The 18306-nt window shown below is 55.1% G+C and carries 15 protein-coding genes and 2 pseudogenes; 12 read left to right on the top strand and 5 right to left on the bottom strand.

All coding sequences use genetic code 11. The features are described from left to right. The first annotated feature begins 8 nt into the window (after positions 1-8). From FG94_RS28435 to FG94_RS08540, 6 genes are all read left to right on the top strand, one after another. The gene (locus tag FG94_RS28435; RefSeq protein ID WP_267872332.1) at positions 9-758 is read left to right on the top strand and encodes a penicillin-binding protein activator; all 750 of its coding nucleotides are present in this window, start codon (positions 9-11) and stop codon (positions 756-758) included. Further along, complete coding sequence (locus FG94_RS28440; RefSeq protein ID WP_051996348.1) at positions 704-1285, top strand: penicillin-binding protein activator; 582 nt, start codon at positions 704-706, stop codon at positions 1283-1285. Before FG94_RS28435 ends, FG94_RS28440 begins: the two co-directional genes overlap by 55 nt. Positions 1286-1311: 26 nt before the next feature. Continuing rightward, positions 1312-1668 carry a YraN family protein gene (locus FG94_RS08525; protein WP_036209778.1) on the top strand — a complete coding sequence of 119 codons (357 nt, stop codon included), beginning with the start codon at positions 1312-1314 and terminating at the stop codon, positions 1666-1668. Positions 1669-1740: 72 nt separating this feature from the next. After that, a complete protein-coding gene (locus tag FG94_RS08530; protein ID WP_036209780.1) occupies positions 1741-2334 on the top strand; it encodes a phosphoheptose isomerase in 594 nt (197 codons plus the stop codon). Continuing rightward, positions 2331-2963, top strand: coding sequence for a BON domain-containing protein (locus FG94_RS08535; protein ID WP_036209783.1), 633 nt, complete (start codon positions 2331-2333; stop codon positions 2961-2963). Before FG94_RS08530 ends, FG94_RS08535 begins: the two co-directional genes overlap by 4 nt. A gap of 48 nt (positions 2964-3011) precedes the next feature. Further along, on the top strand, positions 3012-3530 hold the full coding sequence (locus FG94_RS08540; RefSeq protein WP_036209784.1) for a TlpA disulfide reductase family protein: 519 nt from the start codon (positions 3012-3014) through the stop codon (positions 3528-3530). On the opposite strand, the gene FG94_RS08545 is transcribed toward FG94_RS08540, so the two are convergent. Continuing rightward, complete coding sequence (locus tag FG94_RS08545; RefSeq protein ID WP_036209789.1) at positions 3527-3949, bottom strand: PaaI family thioesterase; 423 nt, start codon at positions 3947-3949, stop codon at positions 3527-3529. The genes FG94_RS08540 and FG94_RS08545 overlap by 4 nt on opposite strands. Positions 3950-4007: 58 nt before the next feature. Then, positions 4008-4769 (bottom strand): annotated as a pseudogene (locus tag FG94_RS08550) (SUV3 C-terminal domain-containing protein); the annotation flags it as partial. Between the two features lie 488 nt (positions 4770-5257). Between FG94_RS08550 and gmtY the strand changes: the two are divergent. The 6 genes from gmtY to FG94_RS27195 all read left to right on the top strand — a co-directional run bounded on the left by gmtY (position 5258) and on the right by FG94_RS27195 (position 12537). Then, positions 5258-6658 (top strand): gamma-mobile-trio recombinase GmtY, encoded by a 1401-nt coding sequence (gene gmtY, locus FG94_RS26525; protein WP_081925868.1) that lies wholly within the window; start codon positions 5258-5260, stop codon positions 6656-6658. Positions 6659-6669: 11 nt separating this feature from the next. Beyond that, the gene (locus FG94_RS08555; protein WP_161783950.1) at positions 6670-10068 is read left to right on the top strand and encodes an integrase family protein; all 3399 of its coding nucleotides are present in this window, start codon (positions 6670-6672) and stop codon (positions 10066-10068) included. Continuing rightward, the gene (gmtX, locus tag FG94_RS08560) at positions 10068-10727 is read left to right on the top strand and encodes a gamma-mobile-trio protein GmtX (protein ID WP_036209791.1); all 660 of its coding nucleotides are present in this window, start codon (positions 10068-10070) and stop codon (positions 10725-10727) included. The genes FG94_RS08555 and gmtX overlap by 1 nt, the downstream gene beginning before the upstream one ends. A 64-nt stretch (positions 10728-10791) precedes the next feature. Beyond that, positions 10792-11247: a hypothetical protein gene (locus FG94_RS27190; protein ID WP_152570903.1), complete on the top strand. Its 456-nt coding sequence runs from the start codon at positions 10792-10794 to the stop codon at positions 11245-11247. A gap of 16 nt (positions 11248-11263) precedes the next feature. Next, positions 11264-12022: a type II TA system antitoxin MqsA family protein gene (locus FG94_RS26530; protein WP_081925870.1), complete on the top strand. Its 759-nt coding sequence runs from the start codon at positions 11264-11266 to the stop codon at positions 12020-12022. Continuing rightward, positions 12019-12537 carry a hypothetical protein gene (locus FG94_RS27195; RefSeq protein WP_152570904.1) on the top strand — a complete coding sequence of 173 codons (519 nt, stop codon included), beginning with the start codon at positions 12019-12021 and terminating at the stop codon, positions 12535-12537. Before FG94_RS26530 ends, FG94_RS27195 begins: the two co-directional genes overlap by 4 nt. A gap of 66 nt (positions 12538-12603) precedes the next feature. Here FG94_RS27195 and FG94_RS28130 read toward each other — a convergent pair whose 3' ends face one another. The 3 genes and pseudogenes from FG94_RS28130 to FG94_RS08565 form a co-directional block, all read right to left on the bottom strand. After that, positions 12604-12846: a hypothetical protein gene (locus FG94_RS28130; protein ID WP_229445894.1), complete on the bottom strand. Its 243-nt coding sequence runs from the start codon at positions 12844-12846 to the stop codon at positions 12604-12606. A gap of 489 nt (positions 12847-13335) precedes the next feature. Next, positions 13336-13773, bottom strand: a pseudogene (locus FG94_RS28625) (helix-turn-helix domain-containing protein); the annotation flags it as partial. 74 nt (positions 13774-13847) lie between these two features. Continuing rightward, the gene (locus FG94_RS08565) at positions 13848-17927 is read right to left on the bottom strand and encodes a hypothetical protein (protein WP_036209793.1); all 4080 of its coding nucleotides are present in this window, start codon (positions 17925-17927) and stop codon (positions 13848-13850) included. Positions 17928-18306: the final 379 nt, after the last annotated feature.

Here is an 18306-nt window from a genome sequence, read left to right on the forward strand (position 1 = left end):
GGATTCCGATGTTGAAGAAGAAGAATATCAGGGCGCTGCTGGCGACGGCCGCGCTGGGTGTATTGGCGTCGTCACTGGCGGGCTGCAGCAGCACGCCGATGCCGCCGGACAGGGGCTGCGGCGTACCGGGCGGATTTTGCGCGCCCGCAGCGCCGAGTGCAAGCCCGCCACCTGCCGAACCCGGCTATACGCCCCCGCCGGCGTCCGCCCCGGTCCGCACCAATCCGGTCGAACTCGGGCCTTCCGATGGCCGTCCGCTGGCATCGAGCCTCCCCCGCACGGGCGTGCAAGGAGTACGTATTGCCCTGCTGCTGCCCATGCAATCCGACGCATTCGCCCAGCCTGCCGAAGCGCTGCGCGCCGGCTTCATGGCCGGCTACGAACGCGACCGCAGCGGCGTGACCGTCAACCTGGTTTCCACCAGCGATTCCGCGCAGGCCACGCTCGATGCCTATGCGCGTGCCAGCGAACAGAACGACATCGTGGTCGGCCCCCTCACCCGCCCTGCCGTGGCCGCGCTGGCCATCAGCGGCACCGTGAGCAAGCCGACCATTGCCCTGAATCACCCGCAGACCAATGGTCCGCTGCCGCGCCAGATGCTGGTGGTTGGCCTGTCGCTCGAAGAAGAAGCCAGCCAGGTGGCCGACTGGGCCGCCGCGGAACAGCCGGGCGGGCGCGCCCTGGTGCTGACTGGAAAGACCGCATGGAGCAACGCCTGTCGGGCGCCTTCGCCGCGCGCTGGGCGCAGCTGGGCCTGAACAATGCCACCGTCGAACTGCCCAGCAGCGACGGCTATGTGGATCCGAACGCGCTGGCCGAGCTGCGCGCGCGCATGCAGGTCGACCAGCCGCAACTGGTGTTCGCCGCCCTCGACCCGGTCCAGTTGCGCCAGGTGCGCAGCGCCATCGGCACCTCGCTGCCGACCTATGGTACCGGCTCGATTAACCCGGGCCCGGACCCGACCGTGGGCGGCCCGGAACTGGCCGGGGTGCGCATCCTCGACCTGCCCTGGACCGTGCAGCCGGAGAATCCCCTGGTGGCAAGCTATCCGCGCTGGAGCGGCGAGACCGGCGGCTACGACATGAAGCGCCTGTACGCCCTCGGCATCGACGCCTACCGCATCGCCCGCGAACTGGCCGCACGTCCCGACGCCCGCTTCGAACTGGATGGCGTGACCGGCCGCCTGTCGATCGACATGGGCGCCGGCGCAGGGGGCTTCCGGCGCGTCGAAACCGGCACGGTGTACCGTGACGGCATCTACGAAACGGTCGCCTTCGGGCGCTAAGAAACTTTACTGGGATAGCTTCTACCATGTGGCCGCTGCGTCTGTCACCGCGGCAAGCCCAGGGCCGCGACTGGGAGCGGGTCGCCCTGCTCTACCTGCGACGCCACGGCTTGCAGCCGGTCGAAGAGAATTTTCGCTGCAAGGGCGGCGAAATCGACCTGGTCATGCGCGATGGCGATACCCTGGTGTTCGTCGAGGTGCGCCAGCGTGCCGATCGCGAACACGGCGGCGCTGCCGCCAGCATCACTCCCGCCAAGATCCGCCGCCTGGTGCGCGCGGCCCAGGTGTACTTGTTGCGTTTTCCCGTCACGCCGCCTTGCCGCTTCGATGTCGTCGCCATCGATGGTGACCAGCTGGAATGGCTGCAGAATGTAATTAATTAAGCATCTTTAAATGTAAGCAATTTTTACTGTGGTTGCCCGACCCGGGTTGCCACTGCACTATAATTCTCGGCTATGAACACTCAACGCATCCTCGCTCACTTCCAGGAGAGCGCCGATCTCAAGATGAAATCGGCTGCTGCCCTGGCACAACCCATTTCGCAGGCCGTCGAACTCATGTTCGGCGCCCTGTCCAACGGCAACAAGATCCTGGCCTGCGGTAACGGCGGTTCCGCCGCCGACTGCCAGCACTTCGCTGCCGAGCTCGTCGGTCGCTTCGAACGCGAGCGCTTCCCGCTTCCGGCCATCGCGCTGACCACCGACACCTCGATCATGACGGCGGTCGGCAACGACTACAGCTTCAAGGAGATCTTCTCGAAGCAGGTGCAGGCCTTCGGCCAGGCCGGCGACGTCCTGCTGGCGATCTCGACCTCGGGCAATTCGGCCAACGTGCTGGCCGCGGTCGAGGCGGCGCTGGAGCGCGAGATGCGCATCGTCGCCTTCACCGGCAAGGACGGTGGCGCGCTGGCGAAGATGCTGACCGACGCCGACATCCATATCAACGTGCCCCACGCACGCACCGCGCGCATCCAGGAAGTCCACCTGTGCGCGATTCACTGCATCTGCGACGGCATCGACGTCGCACTGTTCGGAGGAGAAGAGGAATGACCAAACTGCGCCCGCTGGCCGGCCTGCTGTCCAAAATCGTCCTGGGTACCGCGCTGGCGGCATCGCTGTCGGGCTGCGTGGCCATGGCCGTGGGCGGTGCCGCCACGGCCGTCCTGTCGGCCAACGACCGCCGCACCCTCGGCATGCAGACCGAGGACAAGGCGATCAACGTCAAGGCCGAGCTCAAGCTGCGCGAGCTCACCGGCGAGAACGGCCACATCAACGTCACCAGCTACAACCGCAAGGTGCTGCTGACCGGCGAAGTGCGCGATGACGCGATGAAGCAGGCGGCCGAGCGCGAAGTGCGCGCGATCGACAACGTGGTCTCGGTGATCAACGAGCTGGAGATCGCCGGCCCATCGAGCTATACCTCGCGTTCGAACGACGCCCTGATCACCACCAAGGTCAAGGCCAGCCTGGTCGACAAGAAGACCGTCTCGGCCACCGCCTTCAAGGTGACCACCGAGCGCGGCATCGTCTACCTGCAGGGCCTGGTTACCGCGCGTGAAGGCAATATCGCCGCCGACGTCGCCAAGGGCGTGCCGGGCGTGGTCAAGGTCGTCAAGATCTTTGAATACATCGCCGACGAAGACCCCCGCGCCAACCAAACGGCGCCAAGCCAGGGTTAATCCCAACGGCAGGACTGCGGTCCTGCCGTTTTTTTATCCGCTCCCATCATGACCGTTCAGACTTCCTCCCGTTCCTGGATCAAGCCCGCCGCCGCTGCCGCCGTGGTGCTGGCCCTGGCCGGCATCGGCTACGCCTCCTTCACCAGCGCCCCGCCCGCGCCGAACGTCACCTTCATCAGCATCGCCGGCGACAAGATCAGTACCGAGTCCCTGCGCGGCAAGGTGGTGATGGTGAACTTCTGGGCAACCTCCTGCGTCACCTGCGTCAAGGAGATGCCGCAGATGGTCGAGACCTACAACAAGTACAAGGCGCAGGGCCTGGAGTTCGTGGCGGTCGCAATGCAATACGACCCGCCCAACTACGTGCTGAACTTCACCGAGACCCGCCAGCTGCCCTTCAAGGTCGCCATCGACTCGGCCGGCGACATCGCGAAGCAGTTCGGCGACGTCACGCTGACCCCGACCACTTTTGTCATCGACAAGCAGGGCAGGATCATCAAGCAGTACGTGGGCGAGCCGGACTTCCCGACCCTGCACAAGCTGATCGAGAAAGAGCTGGCTTCTTAAGCCTTGGGGTACAAAATCATCTGGGTGCAGCGGAACAGGGCGATGGTCTTGCCGCTGTCCTTGTCGGTGACCACGGCATCCCACACCTGCGTGGTGCGTCCCAGGTGCACGGCGGTCGCCACGACGGCGATGGTGCCCTGGCGCGCGGTGCCCAGGTGGTTCGACTTCAATTCGATGGTGGTGAAGCTGTGCGCGCCTTCCGGCAGGTGGGCGATGCAGGCGTAACCGGCCGCGGTGTCGGCCAGCGTGACCACGCTGCCGGCATGCAGGTAGCCGTTCGGGGCCAGCAGGTGGGGCTGCACGGGCAGCTCGGCGCAGACGCGGCCTTCCGCGACTTCGGTGATCCGGATGCCGAGGTGGCCCGGCAGGAAGGACTTGCCGAAGTCGTTGAAGGAGTCAGGGGTGTACTTGGGGTTCATGGCGGGTACTGTCGTTAAAAAAAGCGGCATCGTACACTGCCCGGGGTGAAGCGGGCCACTAGCGCCTGCGCTTGCCCCCGCTAGAACCGCCGCGCTGCCGTGCCGCCGTGTTCTGCTGCTGCAGCATCGAATCGACCCGTTCGGATGCCTCGCGCGCCAACTGCTGCGCCAGTTCGATGCTCGGGAAGTGTTCCGGCTCCCGGTAGCCCAGCCAGGCGTAGGCGGAATACATGCGGCAGGTATCCTCGACCTCCTGCAGGTTCATGTAATACAGCTCCTGGGTAGGCGGCTGCAGCTTGCACACCTTCTTCTTGGCCAGCGACAGCGCCCAGTGCTCCCAGGCGCTCTGCAGTACCGGCACCCGGCTCGAGATCGGCACCAGCGACAGCATGAACTTCTCGGCCACGGACAGCGGCAGCGTGTCGAGCCATTCGGCCCGCTCGTTCTGCTCCTCCGTGATGCGCGGATAGAAGAAGCCGTCCGGTACGTCGATGTTGTGCACGAAGCGCTTCAAGAGCTTCACCAGCGAGGTCTCGCCCGTCACCGAGGAGATGCGGTGCAGCTGCTCGAGCGAAGGCGCGACCGCGAAGCCGGTGGCCGCCACCGGCGGAATCTTTTCCTTCATCAGCGCGCGCATCACCTGGTGGGTGTCGTCGTCGTAGCCCGCGACAAAACCCTCCTCGTGCACGCCGTAGCGCCCTGCCCGGCCGGCGATCTGCTTGGCCAGCGCCGCCGAGATCTCTTCTTCCTCATAGCCGTTGTACTTGACGGCGGTCGTCATCACGATGCGCGCGATCGGCATGTTCAATATCACCCCTAGTTTCTATTTCATAGTTCTAGGTTTTGCGCTGATTTTGGACGTGCGCAGCACGAATTTCAGCTCGATTTCGCGGTTTTGTTTCCGCTTTCTCTCGGCGGAGGCGCTATCTGTACCCCCTTATTACTTCATATTTCATGGTTAGTTACTTGCGTAAAAAGGTCAGCGCAGCACTACGGAAGCTGCGCTTACTGGACGCTGTGAAGACCATCCGTTTCAGAGAACCTGCTCATTCCAATGGACGGCATAGAGACTGCCTTATGCCTGTCTCAATGTGGGGAAGTTGGCGGAGTTATCAGCCGGGCGAGCCTTACAATCTGTGTCGTTTACTATAGCAAAATGATTGTAAGTCTATGATTATATTGAATATTTTTTCGGATTGCTGTTGACTACCGAACAGGCTCCACGGTATCGTAACCAAATGAACAGCTTCAGAAAAATCATCATGGATACTCAAAGCTTTCTGAGTTTGCAGGGCTTTCATAGGGGTGATGTTCTACGCTCTGCCATCGAGATTTTGGCTGATGTTTAGCTCGGTTAGCGTGTCGCGCCAGGTCTACAACGACAGCTCGGGAAGCTTCTACGAAGTGCCTGTCCTGCATACAGAGACCGGGTACTTCGATTCCTTGCTCGACTACTGTCTCGAAAAGCGAGGCAAGAGCACTGTCTGGATGCGAAAGCTCGTACACAGCGTTCAGTTGCTCCTGGAGTACGTATATGTGAACCCTCATGAGCAGAACAATGAGCAATTGTTCAAGAATTTTGCTAGCAAGCTCCAGACAGGTACGTTCAACCCGCAAACGGGCCACGACCCAAGTCGCTTGGGTTGGAGGCCACGCACGCCATACGATGTGCAGCAAATCATCACAAGGCTCAGCGACTTTCTAGATTGGCTGAGCCAAAGGGACTCGAGCGTCATTGTGGCAAACCCGCGCGTGCGCATGAGTGCAACAGACAAGGCCATTCGTGGGTGTGCTGAGACTTACCGACGCAGATACACTCTTCTTGGACACATCTGGAAGCCTCCGACCGATACAGAACAAACCACTCGCGCAGTAGGTGGTAGTTCTGGTCCCAGGGTTACTGGTGAACCGCCGGCTTTCCCGGACGAGCGTTTTGAAGAGCTCCTCGAACGAGGCTTCACTATTGGCGGTCGTACCAACTATCGTGACCAAGCAATTACCTTATTAATGCATGGAGGGGGCTTCAGGGTATCTGAACCTATGCATATCTACATCGGCGACGTGACACGGGACCCGAGCAACTACCTCAGAGCACATGTTCGAATTCATCATCCATCTCTAGGTGAAGCGCCTGGTGACTTGCTTGACGAGCGAGGGCGGCCAATTCGATGTGGCCGCGCCGAGTATCTGCAACGTAAATACGGCTTGGCTCCACGTATTGACCTCATGAGCAAACGAGAAGCTGGCTGGAAAGGCGTTGCATTAGACGGAAAGTACTACCTAGTGCCGTTCTGGTTCAAACCAGACTACGCAGAGCTATTCATGCAGATTTGGGAAAAATACATGGAAGAGGTAGCAGATATTCCACTCAACCAACGTCGACACCCATATGCATTTATGAACCTTCGTCGGGAGCCTAAAGGTTCAATCTACGCTCTCGACAAGTTTATTACGTCGCATGGTCGCGCTTGCGAGCGAATTGGCCTACAAGTAGCGAAACACCTTGGGACTACCCCACATGGCCATAGACACTCATACGGCCGACGCTTGGCAGCCGCCGGTATCCCACATAACTTGATTAAAAAGTGCATGCACCACGCAACTGAGCAAAGCCAAGAGGTCTACACCACCAGTACAACGCAGGAAGCATTGGTAGCTCTAGAAGCCGGTTTTCAGCGAATGCGATTCAACACAGGCATATCAAAATGAGTCGAGCAAAAATGAAATCGCCCCCAAGCAGTGACATCACGCTTGCCTGGATGGAGCAGCGGCACCCTGATTTAACGGCATGGCGCGATTACGCTGTACGTTGGCTGGCCAAGTCGAATAAAGACGTGATTTTTAAACTGAAGCACCTCCGCGTCTTCTTCGAAGAGTATTTAGCAAGGCTCAATCTGCCAACAAGCCCGGAGATGTTTTTGCGCAAAGGACAGGTCTGGCCGGATTTTTCAGCAAGCATTATGCATGTCAAGATTACGGACAAACGCCGTATTGTTTGCAACGACCATATTGCCGATTTCCTGTCGTGGATAATTGCTGAGGACTTTAGCGACCTCGAAGATACCGGACATAAAGTACCATTACCAAGCTTCGCAAATCCAGTTCGCAGAATCCAAAAAGTCGCGGACCGTACAATTGATGACCCGAGTCTACGCCCTCATGTTGATAAGAGTCTGCGTTGGGTAGTGAAGCTCTACCCCGAGTTGGCAGCATGGCGGTTGCTCGCTATTGATTGGTTAGCCGGTCAAACAGGGCCATCAAAACCAAAACTTATAGCGCTTCAAAGCTTTTTCCGTGAGTTTATCATTGGAGAGGGCCTGCCGACTGTACCCGAACAATTCTTTGAAGTTACTTCTAGGATTCCAGACTTTTATGAAGTTTGTCTAGCTCGACGCTCTGAATTTTATGCCCGTCCCTGGACGACGCACATGCACAATTTTAGTAATTGGGTATTAAATAAAAGACTATCGATTGTTGGGCCAGACGGGGTACGAACAATTCCTAAGAATTACCATAACCCTATTTTAAAGCGAACTGTCAAGACTGTTGCAAAGCATTTTGACACGACGCTCTCGTGGGTTACCGAATCACGTCCAGACTTGGAAGAATGGCGAAGCTTCGCGGCTGAATGGTTAGCGCAGGAAACTCGGGGCATCGATAGTCGATTGAAGGCACTTGTCCTGTTTTTTGACCGATATCTCATCGGCCAAAATTTGCCTGCTACGCCAAGCTATCTCTTCTCAAGGAAATCACTCGTTCCGGACTTTTACGTAACTTGTTGCGCGAAGGACAAAGAAGGCGGAGAAAATACCGGCGAAAAAGCGGCTAATAATAATAATCGTATTCATGATTTTCTTGACTGGTTGCTCAAGACGCACTTTTCCTGTGACGATGATGATGGGATTCCTGTCGTATCACCAGCATATCGCAATCCGGTGCCCTATCGGTCGCACTCTGGTGGGTCGACGAATCGTGAAAGTGTGTACTCTCCTCTTCCGTTTGGCTTTATTGAAGATATGAGGCTGATGCTTGCGCAAGGACCAACATTTAGCGACTGGACGTGGGCGCACAATGCCCTTGGCAGGCAAGCAGCTACAAACGGCCGAGACGCTAGCGACTGGTTTTCGGTAAATGAGAAAGATATCGATAAAAATGACCCAGACTGCGTTTGGCGAATACGTAGATATGAGGCAGGACACTCAGAGTATCAGATGTGGAGTCCCATTAGATGGGTTGCTCTCCTGTTCAAGCTTCAGCTTCCGTTCCGCGTTTTTCAAGTCCGCATGCTTGACTCAGGTGAGGCAGATACGTGGCGATACGCTGATGGGAAATGGCTTGAGAACAAGCACGAATTGGCTCAAGGTACCAAACGGCGTCCTCTTGCACAGGGACTCTTTCGACGCGTCGACCATCTAAAGGATGTCAAGCAGCAGGCAATTTTATACGTGAATACCAACAAATCAGCAGACCAGAAAAAATCAGGTCCGGCCAAGGGATATGAAGTACCTTGGCCTAATAATGGTCCCATCCACCAAAACCCATTCTATTGGGCAGAACGGCTGCGCAATTGGCAGGAAAAATATAATCCCATTAAGCGTCGAACATCTTGGACTGAACTCAAGGCTAATCATATTCAACTTAAAGGACCGGCACAGCTTGCAACGTATCCAGATACGTGCTTCTTGTTTAGGCTGCGTGAGGTCCCTTTAGATGAACGTCACTTACCTATGGGCATTACTGCCATGAACAGACCATGGTACGAGCTTCTTTTAGCTTTGCAGGAACGCTTAGATAAAACCGGCCAGTATGACTCAGGCGGTATGCCGTTTGCGTTTGTTCCTCCATACGAAGAAAGCAATGGCGGAGTAACAGTCTATTTTCCACTGCAGAGCTTACGTGTGTCACTCATCACTGCCTTGGCTCTCGATGGGATGGTACCGTTCTCGATTTTGCAAAAGCTTGTTGGCCATAGCCGTCTTTTGATGACGCTCTACTACACGAAACTGGGACCCACGTTTGTAGGGACTGAGCTAGCAGCGGCAGCGGCACGTATGGAAGAGAACAGCGCAGGGAGTATCAAGCGGTTTGTGGCTGATGCCAAGCATGATGAGCTGATGAAGAAGGTTGCCTACAACAGCGCTCCAAGCATCAAAAGCGTAATCGCTGAGGACCCGGGAGCTAGGAACCCGGCTGGGTGGATGCTGCTACATCATGGGATGTGCATGGTCGGCGGTAATACCGCCGAAGTCGAGGAGAACAAAAAGGTTGGCGGATGCCACAACGGCGGGCCAAATGTGGGAACCGAACTGCAACCGAAGTGGGCTCCAGTACCTGGAGGGAGTCGCAACTGCCCAAGGTGTCGATGGTTCGCGACGCAGCCACAGTATCTGCCTAGTCTAGTCGCGACGTTTAACAACCATGCCTACCATTTTGACGAAGCGCGTAACAGCTGTATGGCTGCAGAAGAACGTCTCCAAGAGATGCGTCGCCTGAAATTTGAGGTGGAGGCCTCGGGCCAACCTTTCCAGCAGATGGCAGACTTCCTGGAGCATGAGCGGGTGTATGAAGGAGCCATGAAGAAGTTCAGCGACTTGGCCGAGACTTTGGTCGCTACCTGGCGCCTGATTGAGCGGTGCACTACGCTGCTCAAGGAGGGCCTAGCAAACGGGAATCAACTAGTCGCCGTAGGCGACGTAAACGACGTTGCGGTCGCGTTTGAAGAAACAGAGTCTGAACTCCTGCAGCTCTCTGGCGTTTGCGAAGGAGTCGAAGTGTATCCAGACCTGGACGCTGGCAAAGCCGTTTTCCGCCGGTCGCAGCTCCTAGACCTAGCTTTGTGCAGGGAAGGCTCCGTGCCCGTATTCATGACGATGTCCGAAGCGGACCAGCTCGCTTGTGGTAACGCTTTCATGCGTCAACTGGCCAATCAGGTATCACCTAATAACGTACAGCTGGGTATGCGTAGAGTCGTTGAACTAATGGATTCTGGTGAACAGCTCGGACAGATGCTCGGCATTGATGTTGCCAAACTGGTCCCATCGCTAGTTGCCCAGTCAAGGAAAGTGATTCCAATTCGCCCTGTACCGGCAGCACAACCAAATTCTAAGAAAGCTGTTTGATGCAGACTGATATTCATCCTGACAACGTTTTAGTAGCGCTACTCGCTGCCGGGGGGCGCCCAGCAAAATTGAAAAACCTGAAGCTGGTGCACGAAGCGTGTCGGCGTCAGAACGAGCGTAACTCGCGTGACTTCTCATTCAGGACAATAAGCAAGTACACTGAAGAGCAAGGTGGCGTGGCCTACCGTTCAATGTACAACACTCCTGAGTATGGGAAGCTTATCGAAGCTTGGCAGGCATATGCGGGCCCAGCAGACCCTACCCCTCGGGCTCGTAAACAAACTCCGGTTGCGCAGTCTTTCCTTGCTCGAATTGAGGACCCAGCGGTTCGCTCCATCATGGAAGGCGTCATCATCGAGCGCGACAAGCTACGTGGCGAGAACAATGTTCTCCGGTCCCTCCCCCGCGGAATCATCGACAAGCGGCCGCTTGGCGCCACTATTGCTTTTCCTGAAGAAGCATCTCCAGTTGCGGTTGTGAACGTCGGTGCTCGCCTGACCGAATCGGAACGACAAGCATTGAAGAAGGCGATTGATGCTGAATTCTTGGCCGACAACGGATGGGTTGAGGGGCCTCACGGCGAGATTCTGAACGAGCGTGGTAGAACTCTGTTTGACGTTGGCTTCGCTTCAGCTGTTCGGAAAGTACTAGAAGACTGAGGCAAGACTGTGGAGATATCCCACATGAGGTATGATGCTGCCAACGCGACATGGATTTATCACCATGATAAACATACCTACACTCTGGCATCGAGACCCCAATTCGATACCTCTCCCAGAAGAGAACAAGAACAGACGGGTGATATCAAAGGGGCCTTTAATCAAATTACCTGAGCTTCAAAAACTGATAAGAGAGAAACAAATCGATTTTGATAAGAAACAACTGTGGTTAGCAACACCTAAATGCCGTGATGATGTTCTTGTCAAGTATAAGTGGGAATATTCAAAGATTGCGCAGATGATTTGTGCTCTACGCCCAGGCGGTCGAGGTAAGGGCGATTACAAAAAGTCCGAATGGGCTGAGGTAGATGGGGAAGACATTTTCCCTTGCGACGTGTACGGCTTACATTTTGATGAAAAAACTGGCACGCGTACTGAAGACGGTTTGTACATTTATCTGAAGTTTTCGTTAGGAGTTAACGGAGATTTAATCTTAGTACTGGTCTCTTGCCACCTCTAACAAACTGGAGATATTCATGGAATCAAAAGAAATCTGTCGAGTGTGCAAACAAGGAAATTTGCATGAAGCGACTAGAATCAGAAATTTTTATCCTAACAAGAAAACTGTTAGCGTCGAGCTCTTAGAATTGCATTGTGACCAGTGCAAGGCCGTTACCATGTCCTCTGAACAGCACTCTGAGAACCTGCGTCGGTTAACTGCTAGGAAGTCAGAGTACGAAGGGCAGCTGATGGGTGAGGAAATTGTTGCTTTTCGTAAGAAGTACGGGCTGACGCAAAAACAGGCTTCCAAAATTATTGGTAAGGGAGTTATAGCGTTCTCACGTTACGAAAACGAAGAGTTTTACCCTGACACGTCTACACGTTTGCTACTAGAGCTTGTGATGACGCGCTCTGACGTGTTGAAGGCTCTAGCTGACAAGGCTGGAGTAGATATTCCACTTTGGAAGAAGCGCGTAGAGGAAGAAGCTCTGGAAAATATTCTATTAGCGCCACGATTGGAGCATCAATTTGTTCCAATCATCTGGGATGTAGACTCAGTGACACCGCTCGGTCGTCATGAGCACGTCTATGAAGGCAAAGGCCATATCACGATTCCTGCACTGTCGCTAGGGGAGGCTATGAGTCCGATTTTTGAAGGATGGATGGCGGATGCGCTGGATGCTGGCATACGTGAAGTCGACGTTCGAAAAGTAGAAACATCTTCTTCATTTCTACCTATGGGAACACCATTTACAAAAGAAGACGCGATAGCATATCCTAAGGAGGCGGCATGAAAACAGGTCCAGTTCAGATGTTGCAACTGTTCTTTAAGAAAGTTGACGTCGAATACGATGCTGCACACGCTCCTAAAAATCTGCCAAATCCGCTAACAACGGTCTTTGCCTTTTCTGGCGTAAGTTTAGATACCTCAGTGAGCATAGCGGAGGCCGATGCAACTCAGGAGCATGGTCAAGTATTCTTAGTTACCATGCGATTGGCGGTCAAAAATGAAGTTGAAGAGAACACTTCAGAACAAGTGTTTTCTCCATACAAAATTGATATCGAAGCCAGAGCCCTGGTGCTTGTACTGAAGGGAACTGAGCGAATAGAGACACCAGAGAACTTAGCAACCGTGAACGGCGCATCATTTCTCTGGTCTGCTATGCGTGACCAAATTCTGGCTCTGACGTCGCGGATGCAAGCTGGACCTGCCATACTGCCGGCCGTAACGTTCCATGATATGAAGACTACGGCAAGCAGTACTAGTAAGCTAGAAAGCGGTCAGGAAGTGAAGGACCGGAAGAAGTGAACAGCTCTTATGGGCGATATGTTGGGTCGACTGGTGGTCGGATATCAATCCTACGATATCTCTTCCTCAGCGTCGACCAGGAACCCAGTTGCCTGCATCGTTGTAGTTTAACGAACGCTCAATGCCTGCAGACTGCCACATCAGGTCGAAGACTGGTCGAAGTGCCTGCTCTTCACTCAGCTCTGCTGGCAACAGAACATCTGGCAAAACTAGCGTCTCTCTGTCGAAGAGCCCCTGATGGTCTTCGAGATTGTAGTCCCATCTGTTGAGGCCAAGTTCTGCTCGGTTCGCACGCAGGAGCGAAACCATACACGTCATCTCAGTGCCAATTCCGAGGTGTGTGTACTCAGCCCGAAGTGCTCGAACCAGGGCGATAAAGTCACGCTCATACGCAATGCTCCCAAGAGGCGCCAACTCCCCTGCTGGGGCTTCGAAGACTTTCACTGTTTCGAAGTACCCATTTCTAAACAGCTGCGAATACCCATAGGTTCCTTCAGCTCTAGGAGTGCGTACCACAAGAGCGCCATCGGCATTGATTCGTGCGCCCGGGATGGTGGTACTTAGAACTGGTAAACGGCGGTCACGCATGTACGGTACAGGGTCAACTGCGACTTCGCCAAGCGCTGCTTGTGTCGGAACGAAATGCCCTACAAGAACTGCTCCGTGTACTAAGCGGTGCGGCGCCCCTCCAGCGAGAATCTGGCCAATCCGCTCAGTTCTGAAGTCGCGGACCCGTTGTGCTTGCTGGTCCGAGCGTAGAAATAGTCCTCGAATCTCCGGCACGTCCAACGTTCGCTTACGTCCATTCTCGCGAAGGTAAAATGCATTGTTTGACCTAACCCGATGAGGCCCAGCCCAGCTTTGTGGGACTCTGACGACCAGAACGAAACCTCTGGCTACTTGTATTGGAACGACCTGTAGACCTGGCACACGTGGCTCGATACCGTTCATTAAGACGTCTTGTACGCGTCGCGCTTCCTCATCCATATTGCCTGCTTGCGGCACGATTTGGGCAGCGCGACCTTCCCCGTCCTCGTTAATGCCATAGATGAGGTCGCCGCCTGAACTATTAGCGAAGGCAGACACATCCGCTACAAGGTCTTGAGTTCCTCGTGCGTCGCGGCCTGGAATGTCTCGCTTGAAATCGAGATATGTGTTCTCGCTCGCACCCGCGTCTACAAGTGCGGTTAGATGGTGTTCACGTGCGTCCGTCAGGTCAGAAGGTAACGACATCATCACTCCGCGGTTAGAATTTCGACAGAAAGACAACTACTCTAGACCATTGGCTCAACATTTCGTGCCAGGCTAAATCAGATAACGCATCGCATGGGGAACACTACGAGCTCGTTTACACCAGATGAACTCTCCTTGATGCGCTGGGCCTGCTGCTGAAGGTACTCGACCAGTGCTTCGAAGGGCTGTCCTCTCTGCCTGCCTGGGATGTCCCATGTTTTTCTATCCAGCTGCATCAGCACTAGTATGCCTCGCGAACTGTTGTTCCCTTTTAGGTACTGCTCGACGATTTGAGTTCGAAGCGTGTCGGTAAGAGAGTTCGCTGAATAGCTCCGGGTTGCGTCCACAGGCTTGATTTCGACGCATACGTTCCAGACGCGCGAGCTAAGCTGGATGTCGGTTTTCTTATCGTCGTCGACCTCTTCTTCGCGGTGAACGCTAAATCTGCAGTTTTGAGTGTCGCGGAATTTGGCAGCAAGCCATAGCTGAAGCTGCTTCTCCGAAGTTTCTGCACTGAAGAGGCTGCGTTCGCTGAACGGCCCCTCCTCGAGGCCGGTTCGAATTTCTTCTAAACGTGCTATCACCTGGTCGTATAGCTGAGCTTCGCTCTGGGGCGCAGAGTCGAAGGAGCTATGCAGGCTCCGCAGCCGCGCAATGGTCCACTGCTGTCCGATGCTTACATCTCGCTCTGCATGTTCATGCAAGAACTCTAAGAAATTCGACCTCAGGTCTAAATTGAACTCGTCAGTAACCAGTGCCTGAAGCGCGTTGCGACCTGCGCGACCAGGCAGGTTTGCGAAGTTTTTGCCAATCACATAAACCATGTGCTTAATCGGCGAGTCTTCTATCGCGTTCCCCGTGTTGAGGGCGGTCTTTGTGTTGAGGTCGCCAGCCCTCAAGACTCCCGCGATGTCGAGCATTATTCGAACAGCTTCTGGGTCCCAGGGCATGGGAATCCAGTCCAGCTGGTCCATTGACGCCGCGAAGCTACTAAGCTCTACCTCGCGCTCTTCGATTGAAGGCGAGAGACGCTCTTTGTACCAGTTCCACGCCTCGTCCGGCCGACTAGTTGCCCAGATTCGAAGCCATTTAAAGTCCAAGCTGTTCAAGGACTCATCACTCAATAGCTCAAGCTCGCTCTGACATACCTTGTCTAGTTCACTTGGGGACATGAGGCCGTCTTCGTACAACGCATGTACCAACCGCTTTCGAACGTCATTGCTCGTCACGCTGCCATCGAGGACCAGGCGCTCGGCGCCGGCGATTAGAGAACGCCGCATATCCACAGGACAGTGCATCGCTAAGACGAATGCACCGCGGATTCCCGTACCAGGTCGGTCATGTGTGACCTCGTTAAGCACCCATGGATTGAGAGCAGCTTCGACTTCGCTCGAGCGAGCTCGACACAAAGGTTCAAACCAACTCGGTGGCCCTGGGAGGGCCCACGCGGCGATTTGAGCAGCCGACATTACTTCTCCCGACGACAATCTTGAGAAATTAGTCCCGTCTCCTATGGTCAAGCTCACGCCTGCAAGCGCTGTAAGGGCCTCCCATGGAACTTGCCCGTATTGGAAATCTGACGGGTTCGGTGGAGGTGTCAGCTTCCAGTAGGCCTGCAATCCCTTACTAAGTGAGTCTGTTACCTCCGTCCCATATTGAGAGGCAAAGACATCCAGCTTCACGCCTTCATTGTCACCCCATGCTGAGCAATGATGAGCAAGAGACACTAGCTGCGCTAAGCTTGCAGAGTCCGTCCCGCTCTCGATAGATGCTTTTTTAGCGAGAAATTTTGAACGAGTCTGAAGCAATTCAGCGGTTTGCTTAGCTTGTCGCACTCGCTCCTCGGCCTTCCACTTGCGTTGACTTCGTGCGCCGCCATGCCAGGTCCTGTACCGCTCTGAAACCGCTTCTGAACGACGTCCGTCTAACCCTCTCAAGTTGCGCATCGCTGCTGCACGTGCCTTGCCGTTACCTAGCCTAATTGCGACTTCAACACCAACTCCAAACCAGAGGTCGCGTTCCGCCGACTCGACACTCGAGTCGTTTGCCAGACGCGTCAACTCTGGCAAGTCTTCAGTAGCAAAGCTAACGATAGACCAGTCATCCCAGACGAGGCGGTCAATGGGTCGCTGAAGGTCTTTAACCTTAGAGATTGCAACGGCGACTTGCCTTCTCAGTTCGGGTAATAGATTGATAGCCTCACGTATGCGCTTGGTCTCCTCCTTGTTCGAAAATCCAGTATGTCGCAACGTCGTAACTTGCTGAGCAGCGTCCAAGATGCTCGGGAGGGTTTGCTCATCGACTCTGTCAGTCAAGTTAAGAACGGTCAGCAAGCAGTGAGGAAGCACGTGGAGAAGCCACGCACGCTCAGGCGCATTTTCTGATGGATACCATTCAAATCGTTGGCCAGGCAGCGGCCGCGGGAGACTCAGAAGAACAGCCTGAAGTACAAGTATGGCTGACGCCAAGTCGGCTTTTGGAAGGATGTGCCTTCGAACTGTATCGGCCATGGGCCCAGTCCCATGCTCGCCTTCGCTCTGTGTAAGACGAAAGATGGCGGCTAACCGTGCGGGAGAAAGAGCGGAGAGGATTACACAGGCGAGTGCAGCTGCAATCATCTCGTTTGTCGAAACGGCGCCGGCCTCAATATCGGCAAGTATGTGCTCACGTTGAATAGGTGTGCCGACCGCTGCTAGGACTGCTAGGGCTGCAGTTTTCTCCCAATCAAAGCGGGCCTTACCGCGATATATTTCGAAGGCGGCACCAGCACAATCGTAGATTTTCCCGTGGCGTGCTAGCCGGTAAGCGATGGACAATCCCTGCCAAGACGCGTTGGGGTCGTCGAGAACGGAGGCTACTTGACCAGGGCTAAGCGCTCGACCGATTCGCAGGTAGTCCCCAACGCTCTTGTACCATTCTCGAATCCGTACACTTCGCTTAGTCTCATAGGTAGCTGCTTTGAAGGCAAGGTCGGCCGATTGTTGGTCCCAGGACTGAGGGTCTCCTCCATGCAGCAGGATTTCCGGGAATTTCGATACGACCCAGGCACGGGCTTGTACGTTGATTGCAGCTAGCCAAGCTAGCACCGGCCTTCGCGATGGGATAAGAGTGAGCACACCACTGGGCTTGCCGACAAACAGTGGTTCGAGCCGGCTAAACGGTACGCCTTGGACCAGCTTTGCATCGACCCATTTCGCAGCTAAGTACTCACGAACAGACCGGTGATGAAACTTCACCCTGTCAAAGCTGGCTTCGTCAAAAATTGCTGTGGTGAGTAGCAGCTGGACGTCTGGCGGCGACCAGGTATCGAGCACCTTGAACGTGTCAAGGACACGTCCTTCAAAGGCACCAGAGTCCCGCACAGCTATGAAAGGTATCCCTCCAAACTCCATTGCCGCGGCGAGCTCAGTGGCGCCTTCTCGTAGCCGCGCTTCAGCAAGCGAGCGTCTAGCATGACGGTAAAGTTCGTTTGGCTCGCGCAGCCGCTCACCGATGTTCGCTTCAATGAGTTCTGCATACGTCCCAAGAACTCTCCGCTGGTTCCACAGCCTGACCATCCACTGCAGGTCTAGAGGACGACTTGCCATGAACTCGTAATCACCTTCGTCGACCGCAGCCCAGAACCCAGCTTCCTCCTCTAGCTTGTAGTATCTAGCGCAGCGGTAGGCATCCTCCTTTGAAAGCGCGTCGAGCGTGACGACGTTCAGCTCTTCCCTGCTTTCACTCGCCTCGAAAGAAGCATTGTCCTCGCCTCGAATAACTTGCAAATTCGTTTGCTCTGACGATTCAGTCGCGGTCATCTCCAGGGTGCGAGCCACCTCACGAGCGCCGGCCTGGCTTATCGGCTTGAGCAGGTAAGTGGTAACTGTTTTCTGGACGTCTAGCTCAGTCCAATCAGTTACCCTGGATGAGATAACTATCTTGGCATGCTGGATGTTGGAAGCTACTGCAGCGCGAACCGCCAGGATTGCGCGCTTGAAGTCAGCGTGGGTCTGCAGCCTTGCCTCGTCGACCGCATCAAGAAAAAAGTATCCCTCTTGAGAACCGTGCAGCCAAGCTTGGAATAAGGCTAGCTCGTCCCCTAGCGCTAACTCCCAGTCGACCGTCACTAGCTCATTAAGCGGGATGAAGAAGGATAGACGGCCTGACGCCTTCATGCGCGCTGCTTGCAATTGAAGCTCTGCAGTCTTACCGATGCCGGCCTCACCTAGCACCACTGTGACACTGGACCGCTGAAGGTCGTCCCAGGTCAGTCGCCGCGGGTTAGAAGTAAAATGTTGATACCAATCAACATCTTCATCCTCTAGTTGAGGTTCCGTGTAGGTTCCGAAGGTACGTTGAAGTTCAATGTGCATCCCGCTAGACTACTACAACGATGGCTAAAAGTAACTTTGCGGTAATTTTCCGAAGGCCGTAGGACACCTGCAAATAGGCGAATCGATGACTCAAACGAAAACGGACCTCATAAAAGGCCCGTGTTCCTATGTGCAACTTATCTCAGCTGTAGGAAAGAAAAGCCGGCGATGTTTCAATAAC

Origin of the sequence: Massilia sp. LC238 (genome assembly GCF_000735635.1) — a bacterium.
GTDB lineage: Bacteria > Pseudomonadota > Gammaproteobacteria > Burkholderiales > Burkholderiaceae_D > Telluria > Telluria varians.